The sequence below is a fragment of the Mesorhizobium sp. M0778 genome, assembly GCF_040320105.1.
Classification (GTDB): Bacteria; Pseudomonadota; Alphaproteobacteria; order Rhizobiales; family Rhizobiaceae; genus Mesorhizobium.
In genome coordinates this window covers 90,893-106,419 of the sequence record NZ_JAMYPA010000021.1, presented here as the reverse complement: position 1 = coordinate 106,419, position 15,527 = coordinate 90,893, and the positions used below count along the sequence as shown (strand labels likewise).

Here is a 15,527-nt window from a genome sequence, read left to right as displayed (position 1 = left end):
TACTCGCTACTCGCTACTCGCTACTCGCTACTCGCTACTCGCTACTCGCTACTCGCTACTCGCTACTCGCTACTCGCTACTCGCTACTCGCTACTCGCTACTCGCTACTCACTACTCGCTACTCGCTACTCGCTACTCGCTACTCACCATTCACCATTCACCAGTCACCGCCCCACCATGCTCGAAAACTTCAGCTTCCGCACCATCGTCGAATATCTGCCCCTGTTCGGGCAGGGCCTCGTCATGACGGTGTGGCTGTCTGTCCTCTCCTTTGCCGGCGCGCTCGCCGTCGGCATCGTGCTCGCCGCAATGAACCTGCAGCGTGGCCGGCTGTTCCGCGTCCCGGCCAAGGCCTATATCGACGCGGTGCGCGCCACGCCGCTGCTGGCGCAGCTTTACTTCCTCTATTTCGGCCTGCCGCGGCTCGGCTTCGTCCTGCCCGAGCTCGTCGTCGGCATCCTGGCCCTGTCGCTGAACAGCGGCGCCTATGTCGCCGAGATCATCCGCGCCGGCATCCTGTCGATCCCGCGCGGCCAGGTCGAGGCCGGCGTCGCCTCGGGCATGACCTATGTCCAGCGCATGCGCCTGGTCATCCTGCCGCAGGCGTTTAAGGTGACGATCCCGCCGCTGCTCGGCCAGGCGATCGTGCTGGTCAAGGATTCCGCGCTGTTGTCGCTGATCTCGGTCGCCGAATTGACGCGCGCCGGACAATTGCTCGCTTCCGACCGCTTCATGCCGGCCGAAGGCTTTATCACCATCGCCGCCTTCTACCTGCTGCTCTATTACGGGCTGAAGGGACTGGCGGCACTCTCCGGGCGCTGGCTCGGCCTGGCGGGGGCACGGACATGATCTGGCAGCAACTGCAAAGCATCGCCGGCAGCTATCCCCTCGCCTTGCGCGGCCTCGGCATGACCGTGGTGCTGTCGTTGATCAGCCTGGTGCTGGGCACCTTGCTCGGCTTCGGCCTCGGCATCCTGCGCACAGGCGGCAACCGGCTGATCAGCAGCGCGATCGGCGGCTGGGTCGACCTGATCCGCGGCACTCCGTTCCTGGTGCAGATTTTCCTGATCTTCTTCATCCTGCCGGAACTCGGCATCGAGCTCGACGCCTTCACCGCCGGCATCATCGCGCTGACCAATCTGGCCGCCTGCTTCATCTGCGAGATCGTCGTCGCCGGCATCCGCTCGGTGCCGACCGGCCAGGTCGAGGCGGCGCTGGCGTCCGGCCTGTCGCGCTGGCAGCGCATGCGCCAGGTGGTGCTGCCGCAAGCGATGCGCATCGTGCTGCCGCCGCTGGTCGGGCAATATGTGCTGCTGATCAAGGATTCCTCGGTCGTTTCGGCCATCGGGCTCACCGATCTCACCCGCGTCGGGTGGCTGGTGGTGCAGCGTGTGCCGAACGGCCTGCTCGTCTTCTTCCTCGTCGGCCTCGGTTATTTCATCGTCTGCTACCCCCTGATCATGCTGGCCCGACGGCTGGAACAGCGCATGGGCGCGGCCCATGGCGAGGTGCAGATATGACGAACCTCAGCAGCAAGAATGGTGCCGGCATGATCGAATTTCGCGGCGTCAACAAATGGTTCGGCCAGCTCAACGTGCTCAGGGATATCACGTTGAGCGTCGAGCCGCGCGAAGTGGTCGTCGTCTGCGGCCCGAGCGGCTCGGGCAAGAGCACCTTGATCCGCTGCATCAATGGCCTGGAGACGATCCGCGACGGCGACCTGACGGTCGACGGCCAGCGCCTCGGCGACCCCGCCACCAACATGACGCGACTGCGCACCGAGATCGGCTTCGTCTTCCAGTCGTTCAACCTCTATCCGCACAAGACGGCGCTCGAGAACGTCACCCTGGCGCCGATCCATGTCCGCAAGATCCCGCGGACTGAGGCCGAGAAGGCCGGGCGCGAGCTGCTCGCCAAGGTCGGCCTCGCCGACAAGGTCGATGCCTATCCGGCGCAGCTCTCAGGCGGCCAGCAGCAGCGCGTGGCGATCGCGCGCTGCCTCGGCATGCGCCCCAAGATCATGCTGTTCGACGAGCCGACCTCGGCGCTCGACCCCGAGATGATCTCGGAAGTCCTCGACGTCATGGTTGCGGTGGCCGAGGAAGGCATGACCATGATGGTGGTGACGCACGAGATGGGCTTTGCCCGCAAGGTCGCCCAGCGCGTCGTGTTCATGGACGCAGGCGCCATCGTCGAGAGCGGCACGCCGGACGAGTTCTTCTCCAACCCGAAGACCGACCGCAGCCGCGCCTTTCTGAGCAAGATCCTGCGGCATTAGAGTTCAAACTCAACTCAGCTGGCTGTCGTCGATGGCCGAGATGGATGGAAAGCGGCCCTTCGCTGGACGTTCCCTAATACGACAGATGCGCGCCGGGCTTCCTCTTAGGGCGGCCATTGCCGCACTTCCACCAGGCCGCTTCCCTTATGCGGGCATCAAATCGATGACCCGCATGATCGCGACCGCACTGCTCGTGTTCTGGGTGCCTTCTGTCGTAGCGCCATTAGCGCAGGCCCAAACATCGCCCTTCTTGACTGTGAACTTTTGTTTGTTGTGAACGACCGAAAGTTCTCCCTCAGTCATGTGGCAGAGCATGTCGTTCTTCATCATGTTGTCAGCCGTCTTCGCTCCGGGCTGAATGACAACATCGCGCAGCTTCACCGTTGCATAGGCTGGTATGACCGACTTGCGCTCACCAAGCGCTACAACTCTGACGCCGGGTGAGACCTCCTTGCCCTCATCGGGGCCGTAAGTCTGGGCGGATGCTGGTGTCCCCCAAGCGATCAGAGGCGTTGCGGCCAGTGTAAGACCGAGTGCAAGTGTGGATCTACGATTGACGGCTTCCATTGTTTCCTCCCTGTTCAAAAGTTGGTCGGAAAGGTAGGCCAACAATCAAGGATGGGCCGTTGCGGCGAAGAGTCAACTGACCTTCCGAGTTAGTTCAGTCTCGCTCGCGGCTAGCGAGGTTTCACAAACCACCCGGGTCGCCGAGACGGAGAGGGGGAATTGCGCTGACCATGTCATTGCGTGCGACCTTGTCCCGACATTAAAGACATTTCATTCTTGCGAATGCCCTCGCTGCCAAAGACCCCTCTCCGGCCGCTTTGCGGCCACATCTCCCCCCGCTTGGCGGGGGCGAGGAAGCCAAACCTATTGCATATCGGCGTGGGTGCTCAATTCGGCCCTCTTCTCATCCGAGACGACGGCGAGGTCGAGGACCTTCTGCAATTCGGCAGCATGCCGGAACGACGGTTCGGCCTGGACGCCGTTGCGGACTGCATCGATGAAGCGCTGGTAGTTGGTGGGCACCGTTCCGGCGTCCAGAACTTGCCATTTAGCGTTCTCGACGTCTTCGCCGAGGAAGGCATGACCATGATGGTGGTGACGCACGGGATGGGCTTTGCCCGCAAGGTCGCCCAGCGCGTCGTGTTCATGGACGCCGGCGCCATCGTCGAGAGCGGCACCCCGGACGAGTTCTTCTCCAACCCGAAGACCGACCGCAGCCGCGCTTTCCTGAGCAAGATCCTGCGGCATTAGGAGGGCATTAGGACAAAGCGGACCTCAGACGATGCCGTGCTTTCTCAACAGCGCCTGCTCGTCGTCTGATATCCAGCCGAAAACCTTCGGCTCCGCGTCCAATTTCTGCACGAGGTAGTGGACGTCAAAATCTATCGCCACCTTCGATTGATCCCTGCGGGCATAGGTTGCCGTCCAGGCGACATGGGCCACGCAATGATGTTCGTCTATCGGCGAGAGCCTGAGGTTGCGTATCCGCATTTCCTTCGTACCTATCGCGCGATAGTGCGCATAGCCTTGCGCCATGACCTGCTTGAGTTGCCCATCGTTCTTTCCAGTCATGACCCCGGCGGGCGAAGCCGCTATGAAGTCCGAAGCATACAGCGATGCGACTTCATCCATGTCCATGTCGCCGCCGAGGGACTGGTTGAAAAAGCGCTCATATCTCTCGAATAGCTTCCTTACGCTGGTTTCCATCATTTCATCTCCAGGTGAGGCTATGTTGGGTGGGAGCAGGAAACGCTCCGCCGATCTCCGACATCCGCAATGGCCTCAGCCATGATGACTTCGTCCCGGGGGTGGAGCAAGGAGCGAAGCGACGCGGCGCAGACCCTGGGATGACGAATGCGTGGTGCGACCCGATTGTGCACGACTTCGATGCCACCCTTGTCGCCGCAGACGCAACAAGCGAAGCCCTGTTGCTCGGCCCTCGTGATGGCGAGCGCGCGGCTGTCGGAGGCGCGCTCGACCCATTTCAATTTGGGCGATCGGAGCTATAGCCGCGCCCCTAGTCAAGCACGACCACGGCCTCCACCTCGAAGAGCATCGGGTCGATTGCAAGCTTGGGAACGGGAATTAGAGTCTGCGCCGGCAGCGCCTCGCCGAACATCTCCTTGACGTTCTTGGTCAAGACCCCAAGCTTGGACATATCGTGATCGACCACAAAGACCGTGAGCTTGGCGACCTGATCCGGCCTGGCACCGAGCGCATCGAGGGCGGTGCGCAAATTTGCGTAGGCCTGCGCAACCTGGACAGCGAAGTCGGGCGACAAGGCTCCCGTGCTGTCCTGGCCGCCCTGTCCGGAGATGTAGGCCAGCCGGGCTCCGCGGGGCGGGATCACCGCCGTGCTGTAGCCATTCGGCGATGGGTCATAGAGGTTTTGTGGATTGACGATGGTCAGCTTGAGATCATTCGCTGTGGCAGTGGAAACGCCCATGGTCATCACGATTAACCCTCCGATAAGCAGGCGCCTGGCGCGTGGCATGATTTTCTCTTGGCTCTGCCGACTGCGAGCAAGACACCCTCGCGGCCGGCATGATTGATATCGGCGATCGACTCGTACGCCGCACGAGCCAGTCGCATGGTACGTCGTACGAGTCAATCGTTCAGGATCGACATTCGTCGCGTTGCCGGTCAAAATCGACGGCCCGAACAGCGAGGAAGACGGATGGCAGCCAAACGTAGCGGCGCCCGGAGCACGCGATCTCAGCGGACAAGCGGGTCGCTCCAGCCCGTGCAGGAGCCGCGCAGTGAACCGCCTCTCTCGCGGGAACGTATCGTGGCGACCGCGGTAGAACTGCTGGACGCTCAAGGGGTCGACGGATTGACGATGCGTCGGCTGGCCGATCGCCTCGGCTCGGGCGTGATGAGCCTATATTGGCACGTCGACAACAAAGAGGATGTCTTTGATCTGGCGCTCGATTCGGTGCTCGAATATGGCGGACCGCCGCAACTGGTTGAGCCTCGAGACTGGCGCGGAGAAGTCGTCCATATGCTCGAAGACTGGCGCGCCAGCATGCTGCGCCATCCTTGGTCGGCATCGCTGTTGCCGCGCCGGGCGCTCGGCGCGAACATCCTCAGTCGCCTTGAACTGCTGAGCAAGACCTTGTCCAGGGCCGGTGTGGCGGACGCAGATTTGAACGTCGCGATATGGTCGCTGTGGAACTATGTGATGGGCGCCACCATCAGCCGGGCGAACTTCGACCTCTCGTACGACGGCAGAGCCGACACGCAGCAGCGCCTTACAGGGCTCAGCCAACGCTATCCGACGATCGAACGCTCTCGTCTGCTGTTGGATAACGATTGGGATGGTGCTTTCCGGAAAGGCCTCGGCTTCCTGCTCGATGGCCTCTCTCCAAGACAATGAACTCTGCTTTCAGAGTCGTGACTTCCTGCCGTGAATGGCCGAGATGCAAACTCGGTTTTGTTTTGACCCTGACCGCCCCCGCCCCGCCGCGAGGAACCCAGGCCTATTGCGCATCCGCGTGCGTGCTCAATTCAGCCCGCTTCTCATCCGAGACGACGGCGAGGTCGAGGACCTTCTGCAATTCGGCAGCATGCCGGAACGACGGTTCGGCCTGGACGCCGTTGCGCACTGCATCGACGAAGCGCTGGTAGTTGGTCTGCACCGTTCCGGCGTCCAGAACCTGCCATTTGGCGTTCTCGACATCTTCGCCGATGCAGGCTTTCAGCTCTGAGCCGGTCAGATTGTGCACGACTTCGATGCCGCCCTTGTCGCCGTAGATGCGCAGGCGGAGTTCGTTCAAATGGCCGGTTGCCCAGCGGCTGGCATGGACGACGCCGAAAGCGCCATTGCTGAAATCCAGCGACATGGTGAAACTGTCATTAGCGTCGAGCCCGTACTCGCCGATCCGGTTGCCGGGCGCCTTGTCGAAGGATCTCAGCCGGCAGAACACATGGTCGATGTCGAGCGCCGCGCCATAGCTGGCGAAATCGAGGATATGGATGCCGACGTCGCCCAGCACGCCATTGGAGCCGTGGCCGCGCGACAGCCGCCACAACCATTTCGGATCGGTGCGCCAGTCGCCCCAGAACTTGGACACCAGCCAGCTCTGCAGATAGGACGCCTCGACATGCCTGACCGTGCCGATCTCGCCGGCCAGCACCATGGCGCGCGCTCTCTGCAGCGGCGCGACGTTGCGATAGGTCAGGTTGACCATGTTGATGATGCCGGCCCGCTCGGCGGCATTGGCCATCTCACTGGCCTTCTCGAAATTTTCGGCCAGCGGTTTCTCGCACAGCACCGGCTTGCCTGCCGCGATCAGCATCATGGTGGTCGGATGGTGGATGCGATCCGGCGTCACGTTCGCCACCGCGTCGAACTTGCCCCATGCCAGCGCCTCGTCCAACGACGCGAACCGGTTGGGGATACCGTAGATCTCCGAAAACTTGTCGACACGCGTACGGTCGAGATCGACGGCGCCGATCAGTTCGACGCCCTCGATCTTGCCGAACTGCCTGGCGTGCTCCTCCGCCATCCAACCGGTGCCGAGTATCAAGAGGCGCATGATTCTTATCCTTAGGACAGGGCTTTATCTTCTTGTTCGACCATGGATTTGTGGTCTAGCGAAAGCCGGCTTCGCCGGCGGAATGAAGTTTTCCGCCGCGCTCGACGATCGGCTCGAGCGCCTTTTCCGCCGGCACGTTCGGCGCATCGAGGATGGCCGGATTGGAGCCGAGCGGGTTGTGCGCCCATTTCACCGCATTGCGCAGCACCTTGTGGACGTTGGCATCGTGATAGGTCGGATAGGTCTCGTGGCCGGGCCTGAAATAGAAGATGTTGCCGGCGCCGCGGCGATAGGTCAGCCCCGACCGGAACACTTCGCCGCCCTGGAACCACGAGATGAACACGGTCTCGAGCGGCTCCGGCACGGCGAACTGCTCGCCATACATCTCCTCGTTCTCGAGCTCGAAATACTCGCCGATCCCGGCTGCGATCGGGTGGTTGGGGCTGGTCACCCAAAGCCGCTCGCGCTCGCCCGCCTCGCGCCATTTCAGCGTACAGGGCGTGCCCATCAGCTTCTTGAAAATCTTCGAGAAATGGCCGGAATGGAGAACGATCAGCCCCATGCCCTCCCAGACACGGCGCGCCACGCGCTCGACCACTTCGTCGGCGACGGCGCCATGGTCCTTGTGCCCCCACCACAGCAAGACATCGGTCTCGGCCAGACGGTCGGCCGGCAGCCCATGCTCCGGCTGCTCCAGGGTTGCCCACGACACCGAAATCTCGGGGTCGAGCTTCAGCGCATTGGCAATCGTCGCGTGCATGCCCGCGGGATAGATGCCGGCGACCACCTCATTGGTCCGCTCATGGATATTCTCGCCCCAAACGACAGCGCGTATTGTCATGATGTCCTCTTGATTGTTTGAAGCTGGAGCCGCCCGACCGGTCAGTCATAATATCCCCGGCCGGGAATGAAAACCGTTTCGCGGCCGGCTGCTGACAATCTGTTGGAAATCGGGCGGGAAAGTCCACGCGGCAAAACCAGCGATGCCGGCGCTGTTCCCGCCGACATCTCACATGTTTGCGCTGCCTGCGAATAACCTAAGCGCCGCGGCCCTCTTGGGCGACGCGTGTCAGCGGCTTCGACAGCCGCGGCACCACGACAAGGCGCTTGATCTTGCCTTTCTTGTAGGCGGCGAGGAAGCGGGCATAGTCCTTGAAGACGACGCAGCCATTGGATTCGGCGCGGCCGCCGCGCAGCATGTAGGTGTGGGCGAGCAGGCCGTCGCGGCCATATTTGTTGCTGCCGCTGGCAGGGGTGAGACGCAGTGCCTCGACGCCGTGGAAGCGCGATTCCCGCAGCGTCAGATTGTAGGTGTCGGGCGGCGTCGGACCGACATTCTTCTTGTGAACGTAGCGCGGCTGGTCGACCATCGAACCGTATCCCGAATGTGCCTCCAGCCGCGAGCCGTCGGGCATATAGACGGTCTTGGCCGAGATGTCGTAGACGGCGACGCCGCTGCCCATGCCAGGCGTGGTGAACAGGTTCCTGAAGGCCCCGCCGAGTCCGCCGGAAGGCATGTCGGGCTTGGCATAGGCCAGCATGTCGCCGCCCTGCGTCTTCGACCGTTTGCCCGGCTTGCCCGACACCGCCGGCACTGCCGCTTGTGACGAATTGCGAGGCGACAGGCTGCCGGGTTGCGTCTCGACCGGCGGAGCATCGGCCGTCTGGACCTTGCTCGCCCTGGATGCCTGGGTCTTCGATGCCTGGGCCTTGGATGCCTGGGGCGGCTCCGTTTTTGCTGCCTGATCCTTTGGCGTCCGGTCTTTCGGCGCCCGGTCTTTCGAGGCTTGAGTCTGGGGCGCCGGCTGATCGATGACCGCCCGCGGACGCAGCGTCGGCAGCGGAATGCTGTCGGGCATGTCGTCCTGCGGCGGCAGCGAGGCCAACTGGACCTCAGGTTCTTGCGGCTCTTGTGAAGCCGCGGGCTCGCTTGCCATGACGGCTGCCGGGAGCACGTCGATCATCTGCTCCGGCAACGTATTCGCCAGCGCCAGCGCCAGGCGCGACGAGCGTTCGATCTCCGCCACCGCCGGCCCGAAGCGCACCGATGCCGGGCCGTTCGGGTCGGGTATGCGTACCGGCTCGGCGAACCGGGCATCGGCCGGCAGGCTGGCGAGCATGACGGGTGAGCCGGAGGAGGCACGGGCAAAGGCAGCGGCAAGCTTTTGCGGCGACAGCGCGGCTTTGGCCACCACGTCGTCGAAGCTGGATTGCCGCGATGCATCGGCGACAAGCGGCACGGTATTGCGCTTGAGACGCGCCGATTTTCCCTGGTGAACGAAGTTCGACGCCGACCGGAGGCAGTTGGCATCGCATCCGTGCTGCAGCAACTGGGCCGACAGCGCTGCGTTTGCCGCGGCCCATGTCGGGGCCTGCGCCTTTGCAAGGCTGCGGCGAGGATCGGCGAGCGCGATGGTGCGCGGCGCGAGCAGGCTTTGCGGGAGACCGTTGGAAGCGGCGGTGAGCGAGGTTCCCATCGAATAAAGGCCGGCCAAGGTCGCCACCGACCATAAAGCAATGGCTGCGCCGACGGCCGGAACCGCGACCCAGCGCAGGCCGGGCCTCATCGAAGTCAATCCAGTTGCAGGACTGTCACCCCGGGTTTTCGCACTTACAAACGCCATTCAACCACTCTCAATCGGCCGTTGCCGGCTAGCGGATTTCGCAGCCGTGACATTCACAGTTCGCCTGGTGCCCCCAGCACACTTCGCGTCTGTTGCCGATTGATTCAAAAGATGGACAAAGTTGGTTAACCAATCCCTCTACCGACCGCCGATTGGGCGACGGTCACACCGAAAAACGCCCTCCAAAACCTGCATAGTTGGCAAAACTGCCCTCCAATGATGACTTTGCTGCCCGTTTTTGTCGGCCGAGTCAAGAAAGCGAAATGACTAGACCTTGCTGGGCGGAGTCGGCGACGGCTGCCAAAGTGAAGCCAGGCCGACCGAAATCGCGCCGCCGGCAGCCGCCGCCATCAAGCCCCGGCGATCGGTCGAACTGGCGGTTATCGACCTGCCACTTGTCGACCTGCCACTTGGGCGAATGAACGATTAACGTCTGGGAATTCAGGATAGCGGCAAGACGTTTACTGCTCAGCGCTGGAACGGAATATCCAGCACCTCAAGCAAATTCCAGGAAAAGTGTGAAACGGTTTTCCGCCCGGAAAACGATGAACCGTTCAGACCACAGCCATGATTATGTGAGCCTGGATTTTGGCAGCAACCTCGCCGCTGCCATGCCTGTCTGCAATCGCGGCTGCGGCGTAGTCGGTTGCAGCATCCAGTTTTCCCGCCTCCCTGGCCTCGATTTCGTTGCGAAGCAGAGTGCCCTGGCAATAAGCAACGGCCGGAAGACGCGGCGAGGAGGCACGGCTTTGTTCGGCCCTCGTCTCGATCACCACACCGGAAAAACCTGCGTCCTCCAGTTCGCGACGGATCAGTGCCGTATCGTGGTAGCCATGCGGCGTGCGGGCCAGAAAGCGCGGCGGATCGTTCGGAAAAATCCTTGCGAGAGCATTCGTCACATCGTCGGCAAATACATTCTCCTCGATGCGATCCCATACGCTGAATAGGAAATGTCCGCCAGGCTTCAGAACTCGCCGGGCTTCGCGGTAGGCAGATGAGCGGTTGGGAAAGAACATCGCACCGAACTGACAACAAACGAGATCGAAGGTCGCATTTTCAAACGGCAGCGCCAGAGCATCGGCCTGACGCCATTCGATGCGATCATCGGGAGCTTGCCGCGAAGCGGCGTAGTCGAGCATCGGCTGGTTGAGGTCGGTTACGACATAGCTTGCACTGGGGGCCAGTTTTGGCGCCAATGCGCGGGTGACAACCCCGGTGCCCGCGGCGGTTTCCAGAACGGCCTTGGGCGACAAGGACGCGGCCCGTCGTGCAAGATCTGCGGCGAACGGCTCGAAAATCAACGGCACCATATAGCGGTCGTAGTTTTCCGGAATCGAGCCAGCGAACACCTTGTCCGTTTCCAACATTGCTATCCCCCGCCGTCCGTTTGATGGCTCGCCAGCATAGCATGGAATTGTTTGTTATTCGGTCGCATTCGACCGGGAGGCGGTTCGCTCATGGACCCTCCGAAACGGCGTTCTGCAGTTATCTGCAAATGTGCTAACATAGAGTGGCCATGCACATTGGTGCGTCGCCAACATAATGGTAGGATGCGATGAAAACCATAAATCGCAGGTCTGCAATTGCGCTCGGCGTGACGGCGGCCGCGGTAACGCCTTTGTTCACGCTGGCGGCAGCTGCAAAGGTCAAGAAATACGGCCCGAAGGAAGGCAAGGAAATAGCCCCCGGCGTCAGGGTGGTCGAGGTCGGCACCGGCAATTCCGATATCCCCGCCTACAAGAGCATCTCAATTGTCGATGTGGTCTTTCAGCCGGGAGCAGCCGCTCCCGCAATGGTAATGGACAACGACATGGTATGCACCATTGCCGCCGGTGAATTCACGGTCAAGAAAGCCGACAAGCAATTCAAGCTCAAGGAAGGTGACATGTATACCTGCTCCAAGGGCAAGACCGAGGCGGCAGCCAACACCAGCAAGGTGGTCGGCATCCACCGCATCGCCGTCTTGATGCCTGCCTAGCGCATGCCAACGAAAACCGGCCCGCGTCCTCGTCCGGGACGCGGGCCTTTTTGATGATGTTCGTGGCGGTTTCTCTCTCGGTCCGCTTTGCAAGTGTGCGTTTATATTAGAGATCACGCAAGTTTCTGGATGACTGCCGGCCGGTATGCGGCCTGCATTGGCGGATTAGCAATCCGGCAGCGCGCTGAGCGTTTGGCTTCACGAAACGGCTCGGTGCTCTTCCCGGGCAGCCTCCCAGACCTCGCGCGCCGCGTCTGCATTCAGTGCCGCGATTCCCAGCCCGACGATCAGATCCGGCCATGCCGAGCGCCATAGGAAGGCCGTCACCAGTCCGGCCAGTATGATCGCGATGTTGGCGACGGCGTCGTTGCGGGCCGAGAGGAATGCCGCCCTGGTAAGACTGCCGCTGTGGTGGCGGTAGCGCGCCAGCATGTAGGCGCATGACAGGTTGACCGCCAAGGCGCCCAACCCCGCCAGCGTCAGGGCCGTTGGCTGCGGCGGCACCGGCATGTTGAACTTTTCCCACGCGGTCCACAGCGTCGCCAGGCCCGGCACCAAAAGGATAAGTGCCAGCGCCATGCCGACCCGCGAGCGGGCACGCAGCGACCATCCCATGGCGAGCAGTATCAGGAGATTGACCGAGGCATCTTCCAGAAAATCGACGCTGTCGGCGAACAGCGACACCGAGCCGATCGCCAGCGCCACGGCGAATTCAATGCCGAAATAACCGAGGTTCAGCAGCGCGACGACAAGCACCACCCGGCGAAGGCCGTCCGACGTAATGGCTTGCTGCATGGTCTGTCCCGATGTGATGGTGTTGATGCTCTTACCAGCTGCTCTTCCAGCGCAACAGCCGCATGGCATTGGCTGTCACCAGGACCGTCGCCCCGGTGTCGGCGAGAATGGCCGGCCAAAGGCCGGTGATACCGGTGATCGTCGTCACCAGGAACACTGCCTTCAGCCCCAATGCCATTGTAATGTTCTGTTTGATGTTGGCCATGGTTGCTTGGGACAGCCGGATCATGGCGGCGACGTCACCGACGCGCCCATGCAGCACCGCTGCGTCAGCCGTTTCAAGAGCCACGTCCGTGCCGCCGCCCATGGCGATGCCGACATCGGCCGCGGCAAGTGCCGGCGCATCGTTGATGCCATCGCCGACCTTGGCGATCCTGAACCCCTGCCCCTTCAACTCACCGATAATGCGCTGCTTGTCCTCGGGCAGCAATTCGGCGCGCGCCTCGATGCCGAGATGCTTGCCGATGGCAGCCGCGGTGCGCTTGTTGTCACCGGTCAGCATAACTGTTTTGATGCCCGCATCGGTCAGCGCCTTTAGACCCGCCAATGCGTCCGGCCGTGGTTCGTCGCGCATGGCGATGAAGCCGCCAAGAGCGTCGTCGATGACCAGCACCGACACCGATTTTCCTTCATCGTTGAAGGCCGCGATGCGTGCAGCGTGGTCGGCCGGCAGCGGCGCCTTTTCGCCGGCAGCGGCCGGCGAGCCCAGAAACAGGCTCTTGCCGCCGACGCGACCGACGACGCCCTTGCCGCCAATCGCCCTGGCCTCGGCAGCAGGTGGCACCGGAACCTTGTCAGCATTGGCCCTTTGCAGAATGGCCAGGGCCATCGGATGACTGGAACCGGTCTCGAGCGCTGCCGCCAGGGAAAGAATCTCGCATTCACGGACGCCCACTGCAACGACATCGGTGACCTGCGGCTTGCCGAGCGTCAGCGTGCCGGTCTTGTCGAGCGCCACGGCAGTGATGGTGCCGAGCCCTTCCAGCACCGCGCCGCCCTTCATCAGCAGGCCGCGCCGGGCGCCCGCCGAAAGCGACGCCGCAATTGCCGCCGGCACAGAAATGACCAGCGCGCACGGACAGCCGATGAGCAGCAGCGCCAGACCTTTGTAAATCCATTCGTTCCAATCGCCGCCAAGGAGCAGCGGTGGCATGATCGCGACGAGCGCCGCGACGGCGACCACGCCGGGCATGTACCAGCGTGAGAACCGGTCGATGAAACGCTCGGTGGGCGCCTTGCTTTCCTGCGCCTCCTCGACCAGCTTGACGACTCGTGCGATCGTGTTGTCGGCGGCGGCCGCCGTGACCTTGACGCGCAGCACGCCGTCGCCGTTGATAGTGCCGGCGAAAACCTCGTCGCCAACCTTTTTGCCCACCGGGATGCTTTCACCCGAAACAGGCGATTCATCAATGGCGCTGTCACCCTCGGTGATCTCGCCATCAGCCGGAATCCGATCACCGGGCCGCACCAGAATGATGTCCCCCACGGCCAGGCTTTCGGCCGGCACCTCGCGGCTCCTCCCATCCTCTTCGACCAGCGCGGTCTTGGGAACCAGTGTGGTGAGCGCCTGGATGCTAGAACGTGCCTTCCCAGCGGCCACCCCTTCCAGTAATTCGCCGATCAGGAACAGGAAGACCACTGTCGCCGCTTCCTCGCCGGCGCCGATAATGACGGCGCCGGCGGCCGCCACGGTCATCAGCATTTCGATTGTGAACGGAATGCCGGCGAGTGCGGCCATGACCGCCCGGCGCGCGATCGGCACCAAGCCGAGCAGCGTGGCAGCGATGAAGGCCCATGGGCCAGTCGCGGGCCAGGCGTAATGAACCGCGAAAGCCATCGCCAGGGCAACGCCGCTGGCGATGGTCAGGCGGTCCTTGGCGCCGTTCCACCACGGCCCCGACATCGGCGCATCATCGTTGCCGTGCAACCCCGCTAATTTCTTGTCGTGACTGTGCGTTCTGTGGTCATGGTCGGCCAATTGATCGGAGGCCGGCGCTCCAGACTTGGCGGTCAGCGGAGCAACAGCGTAGCCGAGACCGGTGACTTTCCTCTCGATCGCGTCAAGATTGCTTTCGGAAGTATGAAGGACCGTCAGAGTGCCCGCCGAAATGGACACGTTAACATCCTGCACACCAGGCATCCGCCGCACAGCCGTATCGATTTTGCTGGCACAGCTCGCGCAATCCATGCCTTCAACGCGGTAGCGGGTCTGTTGTTTGGTCGCAGCCAAGGTGAACCTCTTGCATCTTCGATCGCGACGCTACATCCTCTAGTGACTAGAGGAACAAGCGAAAAGATGCCAGCAGGTGTGACCATCGGTGAAGCAGCCCGACGCAAGCGGCGTGAAGGTTCCAACCATCCGCTACTATGAGCAGATCGATTTGCTTCCAGCCCCTGCCCGCAGCGAAGCCAATCGCCGGCATTATGAAGCGGCAGATTTGCGCCGGCTCGCCTTCATCAGGCACGCGCGCGAGCTTGGGTTCGAGATCGAGGCCATCAGGACGCTGCTGACGTTGCAGGATAATCCCCACCAGCCCTGTGGAACCGCCGACGCCATCGCCCAAGCCCGTCTGGCCGAGGTCGTCCAGCGAATACGCAGCCTTGCCGCGTTGAAGATCGAGCTGGAGCTGATGGTTGAGGGCTGCCGGCAAGGGAAAGTCTGCGAATGCCGTGTGATCGAGGTGCTGTCAGATCACGATCAATGTGAGCATCCTCATCATTGATTCGCCAGACCAGAGCTCGCACCAGCGCCGATGTCGCAGCATGCCGAGCTTGCAAAAGCCGCGCTTTGCGGTCAACCTGAGCGGATGATGGCACGTCTGTCACCAAAACACCTCCTGACTATGCTGCTCGCGATGGTCGTGACCGCCGGGTTCAGCCTGTCAGCCGCCCAGGCTGCCGTCATGTCGGCGAGGATGGCGATCGACAGCCGCATGATCATGGCCGCAGATGCCGGCACCACCGACGCCGACATGGCCAAGATGGCCGATGCCAAGGGCGGCGACTGCAGCGCTTGCCTCAAGAGCTCGGCCGACAACGACAAACCGATGCAATGTGCGCCGACCTGCGTCGCACCGGTTCTGGCGGTGCTGCCGGAAGCTCTCCCCGTGACGGGACTGCTGCGGGTAGAGCTGCCGCCGGCGCTTCCCGCCGCGTTCCTGCACGGGCGAAGTCTGTTGCCCGAGCCATTCCCTCCAAGACCCAGCGCTCTCGTCTGACGCCGTTTCTGCCGTTTCCGCGGTTGATTGACGGCGTTTGATCGTCCGGTTGCGCGTACTGCGCAACGGACGCGGCAGCAATTCAATCGA

The 15,527-nt window shown here is 62.4% G+C and carries 15 protein-coding genes and 3 pseudogenes; 8 read left to right on the top strand and 10 right to left on the bottom strand.

Features of this window, described 5'->3' with window-relative positions; genetic code table 11:
* The 3 genes from NKI22_RS24910 to NKI22_RS24900 all read left to right on the top strand — a co-directional run.
* The coding region (locus NKI22_RS24910) for an amino acid ABC transporter permease (protein WP_352958986.1) at positions 1-849 on the top strand (849 nt) is incomplete at its 5' end.
* The gene (locus tag NKI22_RS24905; protein ID WP_352484003.1) at positions 846-1,520 is read left to right on the top strand and encodes an amino acid ABC transporter permease; all 675 of its coding nucleotides are present in this window, start codon (positions 846-848) and stop codon (positions 1,518-1,520) included. The genes NKI22_RS24910 and NKI22_RS24905, both read left to right, overlap by 4 nt.
* Before the next feature lie 29 nt (positions 1,521-1,549).
* On the top strand, positions 1,550-2,278 hold the full coding sequence (locus tag NKI22_RS24900; RefSeq protein ID WP_376703691.1) for an amino acid ABC transporter ATP-binding protein: 729 nt from the start codon (positions 1,550-1,552) through the stop codon (positions 2,276-2,278).
* Positions 2,279-2,422: 144 nt separating this feature from the next.
* On the opposite strand, the gene NKI22_RS24895 is transcribed toward NKI22_RS24900, so the two are convergent.
* Positions 2,423-2,845: a hypothetical protein gene (locus NKI22_RS24895; protein WP_352641025.1), complete on the bottom strand. Its 423-nt coding sequence runs from the start codon at positions 2,843-2,845 to the stop codon at positions 2,423-2,425.
* A 303-nt stretch (positions 2,846-3,148) separates the two neighbouring features.
* Positions 3,149-3,364: pseudogene (locus NKI22_RS24890) on the bottom strand (Gfo/Idh/MocA family protein); the annotation flags it as partial.
* Between NKI22_RS24890 and NKI22_RS24885 the strand changes: the two are divergent.
* Positions 3,338-3,535, top strand: a pseudogene (locus tag NKI22_RS24885) (polar amino acid ABC transporter ATP-binding protein); the annotation flags it as partial. The pseudogenes NKI22_RS24890 and NKI22_RS24885 sit on opposite strands and share 27 nt — an antisense overlap.
* A 24-nt stretch (positions 3,536-3,559) precedes the next feature.
* On the opposite strand, the gene NKI22_RS24880 reads toward NKI22_RS24885, so the two are convergent.
* Together NKI22_RS24880 and NKI22_RS24875 are read right to left on the bottom strand one after the other, a co-directional pair.
* Complete coding sequence (locus NKI22_RS24880; protein ID WP_023720614.1) at positions 3,560-3,991, bottom strand: DUF6841 family protein; 432 nt, start codon at positions 3,989-3,991, stop codon at positions 3,560-3,562.
* Positions 3,992-4,301: 310 nt separating this feature from the next.
* The gene (locus tag NKI22_RS24875; protein WP_352639468.1) at positions 4,302-4,778 is read right to left on the bottom strand and encodes a RidA family protein; all 477 of its coding nucleotides are present in this window, start codon (positions 4,776-4,778) and stop codon (positions 4,302-4,304) included.
* Between the two features lie 183 nt (positions 4,779-4,961).
* Here NKI22_RS24875 and NKI22_RS24870 point away from each other — a divergent pair, with 183 nt between their 5' ends.
* Positions 4,962-5,660, top strand: coding sequence for a TetR/AcrR family transcriptional regulator (locus NKI22_RS24870; protein ID WP_352639466.1), 699 nt, complete (start codon positions 4,962-4,964; stop codon positions 5,658-5,660).
* A 103-nt stretch (positions 5,661-5,763) separates the two neighbouring features.
* Here the strand turns inward: NKI22_RS24870 and NKI22_RS24865 are convergent, their stop codons facing one another.
* The 4 genes from NKI22_RS24865 to NKI22_RS24850 all read right to left on the bottom strand — a co-directional run bounded on the left by NKI22_RS24865 (position 5,764) and on the right by NKI22_RS24850 (position 10,813).
* On the bottom strand, positions 5,764-6,822 hold the full coding sequence (locus tag NKI22_RS24865) for a Gfo/Idh/MocA family protein (RefSeq protein ID WP_352639464.1): 1,059 nt from the start codon (positions 6,820-6,822) through the stop codon (positions 5,764-5,766).
* A gap of 55 nt (positions 6,823-6,877) precedes the next feature.
* Positions 6,878-7,663 carry a ThuA domain-containing protein gene (locus NKI22_RS24860; protein ID WP_352639462.1) on the bottom strand — a complete coding sequence of 262 codons (786 nt, stop codon included), beginning with the start codon at positions 7,661-7,663 and terminating at the stop codon, positions 6,878-6,880.
* Positions 7,664-7,859: 196 nt separating this feature from the next.
* Complete coding sequence (locus tag NKI22_RS24855) at positions 7,860-9,389, bottom strand: DUF2778 domain-containing protein (protein ID WP_352484007.1); 1,530 nt, start codon at positions 9,387-9,389, stop codon at positions 7,860-7,862.
* Between the two features lie 611 nt (positions 9,390-10,000).
* Positions 10,001-10,813, bottom strand: a complete 813-nt coding sequence (locus NKI22_RS24850) for a class I SAM-dependent methyltransferase (protein ID WP_352484008.1) — start codon at positions 10,811-10,813, stop codon at positions 10,001-10,003.
* Between the two features lie 188 nt (positions 10,814-11,001).
* On the opposite strand from NKI22_RS24850, the gene NKI22_RS24845 reads away from it, so the two are divergent.
* On the top strand, positions 11,002-11,424 hold the full coding sequence (locus NKI22_RS24845) for a hypothetical protein (protein WP_352484009.1): 423 nt from the start codon (positions 11,002-11,004) through the stop codon (positions 11,422-11,424).
* Positions 11,425-11,622: 198 nt separating this feature from the next.
* Here the strand turns inward: NKI22_RS24845 and NKI22_RS24840 are convergent, their stop codons facing one another.
* Together NKI22_RS24840 and NKI22_RS24835 are read right to left on the bottom strand one after the other, a co-directional pair.
* On the bottom strand, positions 11,623-12,219 hold the full coding sequence (locus NKI22_RS24840; protein WP_023720625.1) for a cation efflux transmembrane domain-containing protein: 597 nt from the start codon (positions 12,217-12,219) through the stop codon (positions 11,623-11,625).
* A gap of 31 nt (positions 12,220-12,250) precedes the next feature.
* On the bottom strand, positions 12,251-14,407 hold the full coding sequence (locus NKI22_RS24835; protein WP_502895820.1) for a heavy metal translocating P-type ATPase: 2,157 nt from the start codon (positions 14,405-14,407) through the stop codon (positions 12,251-12,253).
* A 108-nt stretch (positions 14,408-14,515) separates the two neighbouring features.
* On the opposite strand from NKI22_RS24835, the pseudogene NKI22_RS24830 reads away from it, so the two are divergent.
* Together NKI22_RS24830 and NKI22_RS24825 are read left to right on the top strand one after the other, a co-directional pair.
* Positions 14,516-14,942: pseudogene (locus NKI22_RS24830) on the top strand (MerR family transcriptional regulator).
* An 87-nt stretch (positions 14,943-15,029) separates the two neighbouring features.
* Positions 15,030-15,437, top strand: a complete 408-nt coding sequence (locus NKI22_RS24825; RefSeq protein WP_352639455.1) for a hypothetical protein — start codon at positions 15,030-15,032, stop codon at positions 15,435-15,437.
* The last annotated feature ends 90 nt before the right edge of the window (positions 15,438-15,527 follow it).

Bases quoted from the DNA above. Each gene is read 5' to 3' on its own strand.
- NKI22_RS24825 (WP_352639455.1), top strand. From the start codon at position 15,030: ATGGCACGTCTGTCACCAAAACACCTCCTGACTATGCTGCTCGCGATG.
- NKI22_RS24865 (WP_352639464.1), bottom strand. From the start codon at position 6,822: ATGCGCCTCTTGATACTCGGCACCGGTTGGATGGCGGAGGAGCACGCC.
- NKI22_RS24895 (WP_352641025.1), bottom strand. From the start codon at position 2,845: ATGGAAGCCGTCAATCGTAGATCCACACTTGCACTCGGTCTTACACTG.
- NKI22_RS24860 (WP_352639462.1), bottom strand. From the start codon at position 7,663: ATGACAATACGCGCTGTCGTTTGGGGCGAGAATATCCATGAGCGGACC.
- NKI22_RS24850 (WP_352484008.1), bottom strand. From the start codon at position 10,813: ATGTTGGAAACGGACAAGGTGTTCGCTGGCTCGATTCCGGAAAACTAC.
- NKI22_RS24845 (WP_352484009.1), top strand. From the start codon at position 11,002: ATGAAAACCATAAATCGCAGGTCTGCAATTGCGCTCGGCGTGACGGCG.
- NKI22_RS24870 (WP_352639466.1), top strand. From the start codon at position 4,962: ATGGCAGCCAAACGTAGCGGCGCCCGGAGCACGCGATCTCAGCGGACA.
- NKI22_RS24875 (WP_352639468.1), bottom strand. From the start codon at position 4,778: ATGCCACGCGCCAGGCGCCTGCTTATCGGAGGGTTAATCGTGATGACC.
- NKI22_RS24880 (WP_023720614.1), bottom strand. From the start codon at position 3,991: ATGGAAACCAGCGTAAGGAAGCTATTCGAGAGATATGAGCGCTTTTTC.
- NKI22_RS24840 (WP_023720625.1), bottom strand. From the start codon at position 12,219: ATGCAGCAAGCCATTACGTCGGACGGCCTTCGCCGGGTGGTGCTTGTC.
- NKI22_RS24835 (WP_502895820.1), bottom strand. From the start codon at position 14,407: ATGGATTGCGCGAGCTGTGCCAGCAAAATCGATACGGCTGTGCGGCGG.
- NKI22_RS24905 (WP_352484003.1), top strand. From the start codon at position 846: ATGATCTGGCAGCAACTGCAAAGCATCGCCGGCAGCTATCCCCTCGCC.
- NKI22_RS24855 (WP_352484007.1), bottom strand. From the start codon at position 9,389: ATGAGGCCCGGCCTGCGCTGGGTCGCGGTTCCGGCCGTCGGCGCAGCC.
- NKI22_RS24900 (WP_376703691.1), top strand. From the start codon at position 1,550: ATGATCGAATTTCGCGGCGTCAACAAATGGTTCGGCCAGCTCAACGTG.